Annotated in this window: 11 protein-coding genes; 6 read left to right on the forward strand and 5 right to left on the reverse strand. The window is 62.7% G+C overall.

Annotation, left to right across the window (positions count from 1 at the left end; translation table 11 throughout):
* Positions 1-41 precede the first annotated feature (41 nt).
* The gene (lptE, locus tag KKO72_RS06010; protein ID WP_214936537.1) at positions 42-539 is read left to right on the forward strand and encodes an LPS assembly lipoprotein LptE; all 498 of its coding nucleotides are present in this window, start codon (positions 42-44) and stop codon (positions 537-539) included.
* Here lptE and KKO72_RS06015 read toward each other — a convergent pair.
* Positions 523-1,638, reverse strand: coding sequence for an ornithine cyclodeaminase (locus tag KKO72_RS06015; RefSeq protein ID WP_214936441.1), 1,116 nt, complete (start codon positions 1,636-1,638; stop codon positions 523-525). The two genes, lptE and KKO72_RS06015, sit on opposite strands and share 17 nt — an antisense overlap.
* Before the next feature lie 135 nt (positions 1,639-1,773).
* Here KKO72_RS06015 and KKO72_RS06020 point away from each other — a divergent pair, with 135 nt between their 5' ends.
* The 3 genes from KKO72_RS06020 (at position 1,774) to holA (ending at position 5,037) form a co-directional block, all read left to right on the forward strand.
* Positions 1,774-2,199 carry an Lrp/AsnC family transcriptional regulator gene (locus KKO72_RS06020; protein WP_214936443.1) on the forward strand — a complete coding sequence of 142 codons (426 nt, stop codon included), beginning with the start codon at positions 1,774-1,776 and terminating at the stop codon, positions 2,197-2,199.
* A gap of 156 nt (positions 2,200-2,355) precedes the next feature.
* A complete protein-coding gene (locus tag KKO72_RS21245) occupies positions 2,356-3,951 on the forward strand; it encodes a methyl-accepting chemotaxis protein (protein WP_214936445.1) in 1,596 nt (531 codons plus the stop codon).
* Positions 3,952-3,960: 9 nt separating this feature from the next.
* Positions 3,961-5,037, forward strand: coding sequence for a DNA polymerase III subunit delta (gene holA / locus KKO72_RS06030; protein WP_214936447.1), 1,077 nt, complete (start codon positions 3,961-3,963; stop codon positions 5,035-5,037).
* Positions 5,038-5,118: 81 nt separating this feature from the next.
* Here the strand turns inward: holA and KKO72_RS06035 are convergent, their stop codons facing one another.
* The 4 genes from KKO72_RS06035 to KKO72_RS06050 are packed head-to-tail and all read right to left on the reverse strand — an operon-like array spanning position 5,119 to position 12,196.
* Positions 5,119-6,069, reverse strand: a complete 951-nt coding sequence (locus tag KKO72_RS06035; protein ID WP_214936449.1) for a chemotaxis protein — start codon at positions 6,067-6,069, stop codon at positions 5,119-5,121.
* Between the two features lie 48 nt (positions 6,070-6,117).
* The gene (locus tag KKO72_RS06040) at positions 6,118-7,344 is read right to left on the reverse strand and encodes a murein transglycosylase A (RefSeq protein ID WP_251140481.1); all 1,227 of its coding nucleotides are present in this window, start codon (positions 7,342-7,344) and stop codon (positions 6,118-6,120) included.
* Positions 7,302-8,135: a carbon-nitrogen hydrolase family protein gene (locus KKO72_RS06045; protein WP_214936453.1), complete on the reverse strand. Its 834-nt coding sequence runs from the start codon at positions 8,133-8,135 to the stop codon at positions 7,302-7,304. The genes KKO72_RS06040 and KKO72_RS06045 overlap by 43 nt, the downstream gene beginning before the upstream one ends.
* The gene (locus tag KKO72_RS06050) at positions 8,132-12,196 is read right to left on the reverse strand and encodes a YhdP family protein (RefSeq protein ID WP_251140482.1); all 4,065 of its coding nucleotides are present in this window, start codon (positions 12,194-12,196) and stop codon (positions 8,132-8,134) included. The genes KKO72_RS06045 and KKO72_RS06050 overlap by 4 nt, the downstream gene beginning before the upstream one ends.
* A 53-nt stretch (positions 12,197-12,249) precedes the next feature.
* Between KKO72_RS06050 and glnE the strand changes: the two genes are divergently transcribed.
* Both glnE and KKO72_RS06060 read left to right on the forward strand, forming a co-directional pair.
* On the forward strand, positions 12,250-14,949 hold the full coding sequence (glnE, locus tag KKO72_RS06055) for a bifunctional [glutamate--ammonia ligase]-adenylyl-L-tyrosine phosphorylase/[glutamate--ammonia-ligase] adenylyltransferase (protein ID WP_214936457.1): 2,700 nt from the start codon (positions 12,250-12,252) through the stop codon (positions 14,947-14,949).
* A gap of 76 nt (positions 14,950-15,025) precedes the next feature.
* A complete protein-coding gene (locus KKO72_RS06060) occupies positions 15,026-15,490 on the forward strand; it encodes a cytochrome c (protein WP_214936459.1) in 465 nt (154 codons plus the stop codon).
* Positions 15,491-15,533: the final 43 nt, after the last annotated feature.

The raw sequence follows: 15,533 nt of genomic DNA on the forward strand, positions 1-15,533 counted from the left end.
AGTTCACATCAACACCTTCCTCTCCAACACGAGCTGCGGGCCTGTCACGACGCAGTGTGGGCGCGGCCTTGTTGGCAGCCGGTCTGCTGGCCGGTTGCGGCTTCAGGCTGCGTGGTCAGCAGAACTTTGTCTTCACCAGCATCGCCATCCAGCCCAACCCGGGCAGCGCACTGGTGCAGGAGTTGCGCCGCTCTTTCAAGAATGCGGTGCGGGTGCTGGAGGCCGATGCGCCGCTGACACAGGCCCAGGTGGTGCTCAAGGTGCTGGGTGAACAGCGCGAAAAAGTGGTGGTGGGGCTGAGCTCATCCGGCCAGGTGCGGGAGTTGCAACTGCGGCTGATTGTGAAGTTCAGGCTGGACACCCCGCAAGGTGACGAGCTGATCGCCGACACCGAAATTTCGCAGCAGCGTGACGTCAGTTACAACGAATCTGCCGCGCTGGCCAAAGAAACCGAAATCGCCTTGTTGTACCGCGACATGCAAAGTGACGTCGCGCAGCAAATCCAGCGTCGGCTGGCGGCCATCAAAAAGCTTCCGTAACGGCGGCGGCGGCCACGCTGCGCAGGGGCACAACGGCTGTCGGCCGGATCAGCTGGTACAGGTCCTTGGGGTCGCTCAACTGCGCCATCAGGGCAATGGGTGCCCCCAGCTGCAGCGCCTGCGCCTGGGCATACAGGTAACGCAGCGCAGAAAAATCTTCCATCGCAAAACCGACCGAGTCAAACATGGTGATTTGGGTGGTGTTGTCACGCCCCACGGTCTGGCCAGACAACACGCGCCACAGCTCGGTCACAGCAAAGTCAGCAGGCAGGTGCTGCAGGTCACCCTCGATGCGGGTTTGTGGCTCAAATTCCACAAACACTTTGGCTGCCCGCAACACATCGGCGTGGATTTCGGTCTTGCCCGGGCAATCGCCGCCCACGCCGTTGATGTGCATACCGGCTTCCAGCATGTCGGTCGTGATGATGGCCGCGTTGGTTTTGTCGGCGGTGATGGTGGTCACGATGTCCGCACCGCGCACCGCCTCCCTGACACTCGCGCAGCGCGTCAGGCGCAGACCGGCAGCATCCGGGTTGGCCCGCAGGTTGGCCATCAGCTTGGCCGTGGCCTGGGGGTCAATGTCGTACAGGCGGATGTCGGTGATGTCGAGCAGGTGGTGGAAGGCCAGTGCCTGGAATTCACTTTGGGCACCGTTGCCAATCAGCGCCATGACCCGGCTGTCGGGCCGGGCCAGTGCTCGGGCCGCCACCACCGAGGTGGCGGCGGTGCGTAGCGCGGTGGTCAATGTCATCTCGCTGAGCAGCAACGGCTCGCCCGTGGCCACATCGGCCAGCACACCAAAGGCCATCACGGTGGGCAGGCCTTTGCTGGTGTTTTTGGGGTGACCGTTGACGTATTTGAAACTGTAGGAGCTGTCGTCGGCAATCGGCATCAGCTCAATCACACCGTCGACCGAGTGGCTGGCCACACGAGGTGCTTTGTCAAAACTTGTCCAACGCAAAAAATCCTGGTGGATGGTGGCCGCCAAACCTTGCAACGTGGCGGGCAGCCCCAGGCGAGCGATCAAGTTTGCCACGTCTTGCGGGCTGAGAAACAGGGTGTTGCTGCGCTGTGTGGAGGAGGTGTGGGTGAGGTTCATGGGGGATCTCTTTGGGCTGCGCAAAAACTGATATCAGGTCAGAACGAGTTTGCCCGGGCACGCACACAATCACAATCGGCAACTTTGTAGAAAAATCGTCACATAATTGCCGTTTTGACAGACTTCATTGTCACTATGGACGAAACAGATCAACAACTGCTGTCGCTGTTGCGGCAAGATGCCCGGCTCTCGGTGGCGGCGTTGGCGCTCAAGTTGAAGGTGTCGCGCGGCACCGTGACCAATCGCATCCACAAGCTCGAAGACGACGGTGTGATCGTGGGTTACACGGTGCGCCTGCGTCCGGACGTGCAACACGACCAGATCACGGCCTGGATGAGCATCGCGGTGGACGGCAACCAGACCCGTGCGGTGATTGCTGCTCTGCTGGGTGAGCCCGGTGTGGCCAAGCTGCACGACACCAATGGCCGCTGGGATTTGCTGGCCGAGTTGCGCGCCGAGAGTCTGCAGGAATTGGCCAAGGTGCTGGAGCGCATCCGCCTGCTCAAAGGCATCAGCAACACCGAAACCAGCATCCATCTGGAAACCTACCGCCTGTCTTGACCCAGATTCGGCAGTTGCGCGCTTCTTTGACGCAGGTGGGTCGATGGCAAGGGCAATATCACTATGATGGATGGCTGAAGTCAGCCGCTCAAGTGCTGCGTTGCGACCCAGAGTGGATGACCCCTTTGATTGGCATCGACAACAGGAATAAGAGACATGGTAAATCTGCACAACTTGAAAATTTCGACGCGTCTGTCTGTGGCCTTTGGGCTGCTGATTGCCCTCCTGGTGGTCATTGTCAGCATCGCGTTGTTGCAGATGAAGACCATGCACGCGGTGACGGTTGACATCGCCGAGCAGCAATTGCCGGATGTGGAGCTGGTCAATCGCATCAAGATCAACTTTTCCAACCTGCGCATTGACGAGACCCAGCACGTCATGAACCAGGAGGAAAACGGCATGACGAAGACCGAACAGGCCATGAAGGAGCGCATGGGTGCCATCAACACCGACATGGCGGCCTACAAACAACGCCTGACAGGAACGGAGCAACAGCAGCATGTTCAGGCGCTAGAGGCGGAATGGAAGAACTACACCACCATCCACCTGCAGATTGTGGACCTGTCGACAAAGCGCGAAAAGTTCACCGCCAGAAAGTTGCTGGAGGGTGACTCCGCCGCCTCTTTTGCACGCCTCAACACATCTTTGAACCAGCTGGCCAGCCTGACACACGACGCAGCTACCGCCGCAACGGCGGCCAGTGGCGAGACTTACGCCAACGCCCGCTACGCCATGCTGGGTGCCCTGCTCGTCTGTGTGCTGCTGGCCGTGGGCGCGGCGGTCTGGCTGATTCGCTCAGTCACTCAGCCGCTGCATGACGCCATTGAGGTCGCCAGCAGGATTGCCGCCGGTGATTTGTCGCACAACATTGCGATTGACTCCAGCAACGAAACCGGGCGCCTGCTGCAAGCCTTGCAGCGCATGCAAACCAGCTTGCTGGCCATTGTGGAGCAGGTCCGGGAAGGCTCGGGCAATGTGGCCAACGCCAGTGCAGAAATCGCCCAAGGCAACCAGGACTTGAGCGACCGAACCGAGCACCAGGCCAATGCCTTGCAAGTCACCGCGTCGTCCATGCATACCTTGGAGTCCACCGTGCGCCAAAACGCCGACAACGCCAGGCAGGCCAATGAACTGGCCCTGACGGCATCCTCCGTGGCCGTCAAAGGGGGTGATGTGGTGGGGCAGGTGGTTGAAACCATGAAAGGCATCAACCAGTCCTCGCGCCAGATCGCCGACATCATCCAGGTGATTGACGGCATTGCGTTTCAAACCAATATCCTGGCACTCAACGCGGCGGTGGAGGCCGCACGTGCCGGAGAACAAGGCCGTGGTTTTGCGGTGGTGGCGTCCGAGGTGCGCTCCCTGGCGGGCCGCTCCGCCGAAGCGGCCAAGGAGATCAAGCTGCTGATTGGTGCCAGTGTGCAACGGGTCGAACAAGGCACCGAACTGGTGGACCGCGCCGGTGCCACCATGTCAGAAATTGTGGCGGCGATTCAGCGCGTGACCGACATCGTGCGGGACATCAGCGCGGCCAGCTCAGCACAAAGCCAGGGGGTATCCCAGGTGGGTGAGGCGATTGGCCAGATGGACCAGACCACCCATCAAAATGCCGCCCTGGTTGAACAAATGGCAGCCTCGGCCAACAGCTTGAGAAGCCAGGCCAATGCACTGGTGGAGATGGTGGCCGTGTTCAAGCTGGATGCCGCCGCGCGCCAGCCGCGCTCTGGGCAACTGGCGCTGCTGGAAGGCTAAACTGCTTGCATGCAACTCAGCCCGCCCCAGTTATCTGCCCACCTGAACAAGGGGCTAAAAAGCCTCTACACCCTGCATGGCGACGAGCCACTGCTGATCACAGAGGCGCTGGACGCGATCCGCGCAGCTGCACGCACCCAGGGTTTTACCGAGCGCAGCTCCCACACCGTCAGCGGCGCCAACTTTGATTGGAGTGAGGTGCTGGCCGCCTGCGGGTCCCTGAGCCTGTTTGCCGACAAACAGATTGTCGAAATCCGTATCCCCAGCGGCAAACCTGGCAAAGACGGCAGTGTGGCGCTGCAGCAACTGGTGGAGCAATCACGTGGCAATGAGTCGACGCTGACCCTGGTGGTTCTGCCCCGGCTCGACAAGCTGACCAAAAGCAGCGCCTGGTTTGTGGCGCTGGAGAGTGGCATCACGCTCGAAGTCAACCCGGTGGAGCGTGCTGCGCTGCCACAGTGGATCGCCCAGCGTCTGGCCGCACAAGGCCAACGTGTGGCAGCAGGTGAAGAAGGCCAGCGCACGCTGCAGTTTTTTGCGGACCGGGTCGAAGGCAACCTGCTGGCCGCGCACCAGGAGATCCAGAAGCTGGCGCTGCTGCACCCGACGGGGGAGCTGCGGTTTGAGCAGATCGAGTCGGCGGTGCTCAATGTGGCGCGTTACGACGTGTTCAAGCTCTCGGAAGCCGTGCTGGCTGGTAAGTCAGCGCGGGTGCAACGGATGCTGGATGGGCTGCAGGCCGAGGGGGAGGCCGAGGTGCTGGTGCATTACACCCTGGCCGAGGACATCCGCGCCCTCAAACGGGTCAAAGACGCCATCAACCGGGGCAGCCCGCTGCCGATGGCGCTGCGTGAACAACGGGTCTGGGGCAACAAGGAGCGTTTGTTCGAGCGCGTGCTACCACGCCTGAATGATGCCGATCTGGCGCAGCTGCTGCACAGCGCACACCTGGTGGATGGCATCGTCAAGGGTTTAAAACAAGCCGACTGGCCCAGCGCGCCCTGGCAGGCGCTGGCGCGGCTGGCCATGATGCTGTGTGGGCTGTGCGCGGTGGTACCCGGCAAAGCCACCACCGGCCATCGGTAAACCTAAGGCTAAATTGCCACCAAGCCCTTACCCTGATTGGGCAAGCAGCTATCAATAAAAAAGCGATTGGCAAACGCGATGTCAGCGCTGCAGCACCTTGCGGATGGCTTGCGCCAACTCTTCAGCAACAAACTTGGCCACATAACCATCGGCACCGACCTTGCGCACATGGTCTTCGTTGGTAGCGCCCGTGAGTGAGGAGTGGATCACCACCGGGAGTTTGCTGAAACGGGGGTCCTGCTTGATGTTGCGCGTCAGGGTAAAACCATCCATCTCAGGCATTTCCAGGTCGGTCAGCACCATCGCCACCTTGTCACGGATGGTTTGGCCCTGTGCCTCGGCCTCTGAGGCCATGGCCTTGAGCCGGTCCCAGGCTTCCTGGCCGGACTTGGTCATGATGTAGGCCACGTCCATGGACTTCAGGCCCTGCTCGATCATCATGCGGGCCACCGCCGAGTCGTCGGCGGCCAGCACCACCGTGCCCGGTGGCAACTGCAGCTTGCCAGTCACCTCGATATCGGAGGAGTGTTGTTCAGGGAACACATCACGCAGAATCTGCTCCACGTCGAGCACCTGGGCCAGCCGGGTGTTCTCGGCGGCGCCATCCAGACGCGCAATGCTTGTCACCAGACCACCACCACGGCCTTCGGCCGACAGCACCTGTTTCCACTCCAGACGGACAATTTCGTTGACCTCTTCCACCGCAAACGCTTGCGTGGTGCGGGCAAACTCGGTCACCAGCAAAATGCCCAGGCCCTTGGTGGGGTTGGTGCCCACAAGGTGAGGCAGGTTGATCACGGTGATCATCTGGCCGCGGATGTTGGCCACCCCCATCACCGCCGGAGGCGAGTTCACCATGGCGGTGATTTCGGGCATGACCAGAATCTCACGCACCTTGAACACGTTGATGCCAAACAGTTCACGCCGGTCCGTGCCGGGTGCCTCCCCCAAACGAAACAGCAGCAGCTCAAACATGCTGTTACTCGCCAGATTGGTGCGTTCGTCAATGTCTCGCATGGTTGATTTGTTCATGGTGTGTCTTCTGTGAAGTGGATCCGGCACTGAGCGTGGATGTTAACGTCATTGACGCTCTTTTGGCCAGAGCACCCAAAGTCGCACAGGTTGCTTGAGTCGCCCCGCCAACTCACCCGCTTCCTCACCCCAGCCAGCAAAATAATCTGCGCGCGTCGGCCCCACAATGGCACCACCGGTATCTTGCGCCAGCACCAGGCGCTGCAAGGACAGGTTGGGCCCCTCAGAAGCCAGCCAGACCGGTGTGCCATACGGGATGCTGAGCGGGTCCACCGCTATCGAGCGCCCCGGCGTCAGCGGTACACCCTGCGCACCACGTGGGCCAAAAGCCGCATCAAAGTCATTCAGAGCTTCTTCCTTGAAAAACACCAGACGCGGGTTTTGCCACAACAACTCGGCCTGGCGTTGCGGGTTCTGGGTCAGCCAGGCGCGAATGCCTGGCCAGGAGGCGTCGCGCACCTCGCCCTGGTCCAGCAGCCAGCGGCCGATGCTCTGATACGGCTGGCCGTTGTGCGCAGCAAAAGCCAGTCGCACCAGTCGCTGACGGCCATCGGGCTCGGTCACACGCAGGCGCCCGGAGCCCTGAATCTGCAACAACATCGCCTCAACCGGATCAGCCAAGTACAACAACTCGCGCCCGCGCAAAGCTGCCTGTGGCTGCGCCAAGGTGTCGGCGTCCTTGCGGCTGAACCAGGGTTTGCCCGGACTCAGACCGGCCGGGGGCTGGTACAACGGGGTGGTGAAACCCTCACCTGGCAGGCGGCGCGCGGCAAACTCGGGCTCGAAGTACGCCGTCAACAAACCCGGCGTTGTGCCCCCCTGCAGCGGCTCCACCCGGTAAGGCTGCAAACGCGACAGCAACCAGCTGTGTTGCGCTTGGGCATCTCCAATGCTCAGTCGCCGCACCTCGGGGCATAGCGGCGCAAACACCGGCCCCGGACGCTCACAACTTTTAAGCCAGGCGTTCCAGGCTTCATGCAGCGCGTCTTGTTCCAAACCAGGCAGCTCAGACCAGGCCACCGGCACCCAGCGGCTGTTGCGCTGCATCAACACGGGGCCGGACGGCGCAGCTTCCGGCGCAGCGCTACGGGCGGCGGGCGCGACGGATGGACTGGTCGGCGACACGCCGTCGGTGCGGTAGCCGGGGCTGGACAGGGGCACGCCGCCGCAGGCCACCAACAAAGCCAGCACGCCAACACTTGTGACTGCCCGAAAGAGAGACGAGGCAGTCGTCATAAAACGCGATGCGCCAGGGCTGGCAAACGGCTGCGGCATGCGGTCAAGCGTTCAAAGTCCAGATCCGCCAGCACCACCCCTGCTTGCTGCGCGCGTTGCGCCAGCACCTGGCCCCACGGGTCGATCAGCATCGCCTGGCCCCAGGTCTGGCGCCCGTTGTCATGCTGGCCACCTTGCGCGGCAGCGGCCACAAATGCCAGGTTTTCGATGGCACGGGCACGCAGCAGCACCTCCCAATGCGCCTGACCGGTGGTGTAGGTGAAGGCGCTGGGCGCCAGCAGCAGGTGCACCCCGGCATCGGCATAGGCCCGGTACAACTCCGGAAAACGCATGTCGTAACACACACTCATCCCAATGCGCCAGACATGCCCATCGCGCGAATCCAGATCAAACGTCACCGGCTCGGTGCCAGCCACCAGCACCGCCGACTCGTCATAACGTTCAGTGCCATTGTCAAAACGGAAAAGATGAATTTTGTTATAGCGCGCTATGCAGGCACCATCAGGGGAAAAGGCCAAACTGGCATTAAAAGCCCGATCGGGGGCGGTGGCAACATCGCCGCTGTCTGTCCGCAGCGGGATCGTCCCACCAACCAGCCACAAACCTTCAGCCCGGGCAGTTTCTGCCAGAAACTGCTGCAGCGGCCCCTGGCCAAAAGGCTCAGCGATGTCCAGTTTGTCGGCGTCATGCTGGCCCATCAGACAAAAGTACTCCGGTAACACCGCCAGTTCGGCACCGCCCAGGGCGGCCTGGTGCAGCAAGTCCGCAGCTTGCGCCAGATTGGCAGACAGACTGGTGGACGACACCATCTGGATCACGGCAACTTTCATGGGGTTTTCTCCTTGGGCAGCGCACTGGCGCTGCTGATTTTGGTGACTCTGGGGTCGGCCCAAGATCCGTCAATGTGAAATTGCTGGGTATTGGACTCGATCAGTGGGCGCCTCAACACCATCTGTGCCAGAAAGGTGCCCAAGCCAACGGCAGGGTTGATCACCGTTGCAATCAATGAGGCGGTGCCGGCATTGATCTCGGGCACCACCACCACCCTGAGATTCTGTGTTTCCTGAGCAATATCGGCCGAGCCTTCCATCAACACCGCCGCGTTGACCCCTTTCATCTGCAGGTTGTTGGTGCGGGCAATGCCTTGGTCCACCGTGACATCGCCGCGCAAAAAGTCAAAGGCAAAGCCTTCGCTGAACACATCACGAAAATCCAGCGTCAGGCGCCGGGGCAAGGCCTGCAAGCTCAGCACCCCCAGCAGCTTGGCTAGGCCGGGATCGGCTTTGAGAAACTGTCCGGAGGCCACATTCACCGTGAATGCCCCACCCAAGCTCGGGTAATCTGGCTTGAGCGGTGAGCCCATCCAGGACACCTGCCCCTCCATCTTGCCGCTGGCCTGGCGCACCACGTCCTTCATGCCAAAGCGGCTGAGCAGCTTGCCACCATCGTTGATATCGAGCTTGAAGCTCAGCACGGTTCGACTGCGCTGCGCGGTGCTGGCCAAGCCGCCTCGACCGGACACCGGGGCCTGGGCATTGAGGCGTGCCCAGTTCCCGCTGGTGCTCAAGGTCGCCTCAGGCGTGATCAGGTTTAGTTTGTTGAGCCGCCATTCGGTGGTCGCAGCGGTACTGCCAGAGGCGCCTGCGGTGCGATTGACAGCATCAACCTCCAGACGCCCGAGGCGCTTGCCACGCAACTCAAACTCATCCACCACCACGTCCAGTGCGGGCATGCTGGCGGGCTGGGCATCCATCAAAGCTTCCAGCTCGGTGGCGGCGCTGGGCGCGATGTTGAGGCGCGACAGCCGGGCATACACCCGCCCCCCACTGTTTGCCACCGTGGCCTCGCTGGCCTGGCGGTATTCGAGGTAACCAGCCAACTCGGTTGCATCCACATTGCCGCGCCAGACCTGGTCTTCCCGGCGTGCATCCAGCGTCACCCGGTTGAAGGACCGCCCACCCACGGTCAGGACACCGGTGCGTACCGCCAGCACACTGGGCACATAAGCCATGTCCACAGCAGCACTGCCCCCTGTGGTCACAGGCGATTTGCCAAAGAGCGGTTGCAGCACCCCCCCCCAAGCGTCAGCGTTGAGCTGTGCCAGGTTGATGCTGGCGCTGACGCCCTGTGACGGCAGCGCGGGTGAGGACGATGCCTCTGTCCCCACCAGCACCTGACCTCGCAGCACACGTGGCTCGGCGCGGCTCACATCACGCTCGTAGGTCAAGCGGCCAAGCCCTTCCAGACTCAGGTTCAGGCGGTCACGCGCAGCCGCCGCACCTGCCTCACCGCTGAGCATGCCAGACTGGTAGCGCAGTGACAGACGGGTCTGTGCCTCTTTTTGCAGCGGCACTGGCAGGGTCGAGGCCAGGCCCTGCAAGCTGCTGGTCACCAGCACATCCGGGGCACCACCACGCCAGCCCACGGTGGCGCTATAGGCAGCACTGCCACTGGCGTTTTGCGCCAGGCGCGAGACAAAACCCAGTTCACTGGCCTGGCGCAGTCCTTCGGCGCTGGCCACGCCGGTGATGCGCAAGCTGGTGGGTGCACCACGTGCAGCGGCCTCTGCCACCGCCCCGGGCAACAACACCAGGCCACCGTCAAGCCGCGCGTCGCCACCCAACAAACGCGCCTGAACCCCTGCCAGACTGAACCCGTTTTGGGTGTAATTCACCACACCGCGGGCACGCATGAGTTTGGGCGTGTCGGGCGAGATCTGCACATCATTGCCTGGCAGCGACACACTGCCCGCTACCTGCGACTTGTTGATGTCTGCAATGGGCAAATCCAGCTTGAGTTTGAAGTCTGCATTGCCAGAGGCCACCGCACCCACCAACGCATGGCCCGTCAAATCCGCGAGCGCCGAGCTGTTCACCACCCGCAAGGCATCTTTCAGCGGGCCTTTCATCTCGGCATTGACCTCCACCCGGGTCTTCTCCAGATCATGGATGGCCACCTCGGCTTGAGAAATTTGTAGCGCACTGCCCTCACCCAGCTTGGCCTGCGCGCCTTTGACATGCAATTGCATGCCGTTGATCAGCAACTGTCCGCTGAGTTCGGTCAAGACCGGCCAGGGCAGCTCTTTGGGGCCTTGCAGGCTTCTGGGCAGATACGCCAGCCGGGCTTGGCTGACATCGGCACTGATCCTGAACTCACCCTGGGCGGGCCGTGTGGCGGGCATGTCATTGATGTCCCCCTTGATGGCAAACTGCACATTTCTGGCATGGCCAGCAAGCACCGCGTCACGCACATAGTCGCGCGCCTGGGCATCTATCACCAGCGGCAGGTAGCGGTAGACCCGGCGTCCCTCGGCACGGCTCAAGCTGGCCTGCAGATCGAGCACCCCAGGAAAACGGCTGCGCGCCGTCGATGTGGCGGGGTCACTGGTGTGCCACTTGATGCGTGCCTGACCTTGCGCGTCCGCGTTGCTGAACTTGGCATTGGCCACATCCACAGACATCTGCTCGCCCGCCAGCTGCCACGACACATCCGCACTCAGCTGGTCAATCGGTATCACCCCGTCCTGGAAAAACGTCGGCACCGCCACACTGCCCTGCACCACCGAGACCTTGGCGCGCCCCGCGTTCTGGTCAAAGTCCACATCAGCGTCTAGCCCCTGAAAGCCCGGCACATCATCAACGGCAGCCAGCGCCAGCTGCCGCAACCGGCCCTTGGCCCGGTAGGAAACAGGCGCGGTCACCGGCCCCTGCCAGCTGGCCGTGAGTGATTCAACCCGGCCCTGCGGTGCATAACGCATCAAACCGTCGCGCAGCTTGGCGTCCAGCGGCAGCCGGTCCGCAATCTGGGCCAGCGCGGCCAGATCCAGCTGGTCGGCCTGTAACTCGCCATGCGCGGCGAGCTTGCCTTGGGGCCCCTGGGACAGCATCCGGACATTGCCGCCGGGCCAATGCTGGCCATCCGCGGTGTCAAACACCAGAGATTGGGTTGACACCTCAAACCCATCTGCCCACACCCGCCCGGCCAGGCGCCCCTGCACCTGCTGCAGCGACAACACCTGCAAATCGGCCCCGAGCTTGACCGACACCTGGGCCAGGGCCAGATCGGCCGTCACTCCGGTCAGTTGGCCCTGCTTGACATCACCCCAAGCGCGCAGCGCACCTCGGCCCTGCTGCAAATCAAAACCGAGATCCGCGAAACGGCGCAGTTCGGACAGGTCAACCCGCCCAGAAGACGCAAACAGCTGACCATCCCAGTCCTGCCAGCGCCCGTTGTCACGCGCCAGCAAGGGCTGCACAAACTGGCCCTGCACCGTGAATCGCTCACCCCAGGACAGGGGCGGCGTCATGTCGATGCGCAGGTCATGGTGGCGCCCGCTGTTGCGAGCAACAAAACTCACCTGTTGCAAGGCTACCGGCTCGGTGTGCCGCATCTCGTCGGTCCAGCGCACCGTACCGTCCTGAATCGCCAGCTCCCGTTGGGAGAAGAGCCAGTTCAAGCTGTCCTGGTTGGTGCCGCCTGCGCCAGACACATCGAGCCCCGCCACCGTGATACGACCACTGGCGTCACGTCGGATGTCGAGCTGGGGCTGGTCGATGTAGAGCTGCTCAAACCCCAGATGCCAGACCGAGCGCGGCGACAGGCTCACCAGCACACGCGGCAGACGCAGGGCCACCCGGCCGGCAGCATCGAGCATCTCCACGTCGCGCAGTTCCAGCGAAGGCATCAAGCCGCTGGAGTGGGCAGAGACCGCACCCACGCGCACCGGAACCCCCAGCGCCTTGCTGGCCTGGGCCTGCAGCTGCGGGCGGAAGTCACCGATTCGCGGCACAATCCACCAATGAAGCGTGGCCCAGGTCGCGCCAAACAACAGCCAGACCAGCACCGCGACGATCAACAGGCCACGCGTCAGAGCGGACCAGGTTCTCAGCAAAGTGAAAGTCGGGGGAGACAAATTTTTTGGATAAGAAGTTGCACAGCAGAATTATGACCCGCGCCTCCCTGGCTCTGCATTCCCGCTTTGCGCAGCGTGTACATCGCCGGTTTGAACAGCAATTGCCCCTGCTGGCACCGGGCCTGCCCACGCCGGAACACCTCCAGGCCACCTTTGATGCCTTGAAAAGCTCGGGACAGGACACCGGCAGTGCCTTGCGCATCACCCGGGCGCTGGTGCTCGAGCGGCTGCTGTGCCTGGACTGCGACGCCCAGGCCAGCCTGCCCGAGGTCACCCAGGCCATGACCGACCTGGCGGAATTTGCCCTGAACCAGGCGCTGGCCGAGGTGCTGGCCACCCTGGACCAGACCTACGGCGCTCCCATGGCGGCCAGTGGCCAGCGGGCCGAGTTGTGGATTGTGGGCATGGGCAAGCTGGGCGCGCGTGAGCTCAACGTCTCCAGCGACATCGACCTGATCTACATCTACGACGAAGACGGAGACACCGCTGGCGACACGCTGGGCCGCAACCGCATCACCAACCACGAGTATTTCGGCAAAGTGGTGCGTGCCGTCTACGGGCTGGTGGGGGATGTCACCGAATACGGCTTTGTGTTCCGGGTCGATCTGGCGCTGCGCCCCAACGGCAACTCGGGCCCGGCGGCGGTGTCGCTCGACGCCTTGGAGCAGTACCTGCATGTCCAGGGACGCGAGTGGGAGCGTTTTGCCTGGCTAAAGAGCCGGGTGGTGGCGCCCCGGGCCAGCGTTGAGCGCGGCGCCATCCAGCCTCTGCGCCAGGTGGTGATGCCTTTTGTGTTCCGCCGTTATCTGGACTACAGCGTATTTGACGCGTTGCGCCTGTTGCACCACCAGATTCGCGACCACGCCAGCAAACGCAGCGCTGGTCGGCCCGAACGGGCCAACGATGTCAAGCTCTCTCGCGGCGGTATCCGCGAGATCGAGTTCATCGTGCAGCTGCTGCAGGTGGTGCGTGGTGGCCAGTATCCTGAGCTGCGCACTCGCCCGACCTTGAGCGCCTTGTCGCGCCTGGTCAAGGCCCAGCTGATGCAAAGCGACACCGCCCAGGCGCTGGCGCAGGCCTACGAATTCCTGCGCCAGGTGGAACACCGCATCCAGTACCTGGACGACCAGCAAACCCACATCCTGCCCACCCAGGATGCCGATCTGGCCTGGATTGCCAGCACCATGGGCTTGGACTCGGCCCAGACCCTGCTCACACAGCTCGACAGCCACCGGGAGCTGGTGGCGCAAGAGTTTGACAAGTTACTCGGTGGCGGCGCGCCCGAATGCAAGGGTTGCCACGCTGGCAAAACGCCTGAGGTGACGGCCAGCATGACCGAGTTGCTGCCCCAGCTCGGGGAGGACTTTCGCCAACGCCTGACGGCATGGGTTGAGCACCCGCGGGTGCTGGCCCTGCGCGAGGAAGCCCGTACCCGGCTGATGCGCCTGCTGTCGCGTACCGCACAGTGGGTGCGCGAAGGACGGGTGACCGAGGCCGCCGCCGTGGGCCTGGTGGACTGGATGGAGCCCTTGCTGCGCCGCGAGAGTTACCTAGCCTTGCTGCTGGAGCGGCCCAATGTGCACAAACGCCTCTTGCGCCTGCTGGGCGCCGCGCGCTGGCCGGCGCGTTATCTGCTCTTGCACCCCGGTGTGATCGACGAGCTGGCCGTCTCGACCATGCTCGAAGCGCGTTTTGACGCTACGGTTTTTGAGGCAGAGCTCGACCACCGCCGCTTGACGCTGCAGACTGCTGGTGAAGACGACGAGGAAGCCTTGCTCAACCTGCTACGCCGGGCGCACCATGCCGAAACATTTCGCACCCTGGCGCGTGACATCGAGGGCAAGCTCAGCGTCGAACAGGTTGCCGATGACCTGAGTGCGCTGGCCGATGCGGTGTTGCGCATCACCACCCGCTGGTGCTGGAGTCGACTCAAGAAGACCCACCGCGAACAGCCCCAGTTCGGCATCATTGCTTACGGCAAACTGGGTGGCAAGGAGTTGGGCTACGGCAGCGACCTGGACCTGGTGTTTGTGTTTGACGATGACGATGAGCGCGCGTCCGAGGTCTACGCCAACCTGGTGCGCAAGCTGATCAACTGGCTGACGGTGAAAACCGGCGAAGGTGACCTGTACGAGATCGACACCGCGCTGCGCCCCAATGGCAATGCCGGGCTACTGATCACCTCTTTCTCCTCCTACGCCAACTACCAGCAGCAGCGTGGCTCCAACACCGCCTGGACCTGGGAGCACCAGGCCATCACCCGCGCCCGCTGTGTGCTCGGCGACGCCTCCTTGCACAGCCGGTTTGAAGCGGTTCGCACGGCCGTCATCAGCGCCGAGCGTGATGTGGCCGCCTTGCGCACCGAGATCAGCGCCATGCGTGCCCGGGTGGCCAGCGCCCACCCGATCCGCCCAGGCAAATTTGATGTCAAGTTCAGCCCTGGCGGCATGATGGACGCCGAGTTTGTGATGCAGTTTCTGGTGTTGTCGCAGTCCGGTACTCATCCGGAGCTGATGGTCAATGCGGGCAACATTGCCTTGCTGGAACGCGCCGAGGTGCTGGGCCTGTTACCCGCTGGCATCGGCCACGCGGCTGCCAGCGCCTACCGCACCCTGCGCGTGCTACAACACCGGGCACGGCTCAATGAAGAGTCGCCCCAAGTCGGCCCCGACGAATTACAGACGGAACGCCAAGCGATCCTGGCCTTGTGGCAGGCCGTCTTCGACCACTGAACCCTTTTGCGAGCGGGCCAGTGGCCTTGAACGGCTGATGCCCGCTCTGCCCTCCAACCTCCAACGGCACACGTCCATGTCCAAACACTTCCCCATCACGCTGTCGCTGCTGGCTTGCACCTTGTTGCTGGGCGCCTGCAGCGACGCGGCCAAAGACACCCACCCGCAGCAACTTGTCAGCCAACGTGTTGCCATTTTCAAAAAGATGACCCAAACGCTGGAGCCTTTGGGTCTGGTCGCGCGTGGCCACAAAGACTACGTCAAACCGGTCTTTGTCGAGGGTGCCCAGGCGCTCAAAGACCTGTCCAGCCAACCCTGGGCTTTTTTCACGGCCGATGGCAACTACCCGCCCACGCGTGCCAAGCCGGAGGCCTGGAGCCAAGCAGCCGAATTCAAACAAGCACAGGACAGCTACCTGGCCAGTGTCGACCAACTGCTGGCGGTGGCTGGCAGTGGCGACCTACCGGCCATCAGCACTGCCGTGAATGACGTGGAAAAAAGCTGCAAAAGCTGCCACCAGCAGTTCCGCAACGAGCGCTGAGCACACCTTGCAACCCGAGCCAGGGCACAAGCCACTGCCGCTA

The sequence above is a fragment of the Rhodoferax sp. U11-2br genome, assembly GCF_018619435.1.
In the GTDB taxonomy this organism is placed as follows: domain Bacteria; phylum Pseudomonadota; class Gammaproteobacteria; order Burkholderiales; family Burkholderiaceae_C; genus Rhodoferax.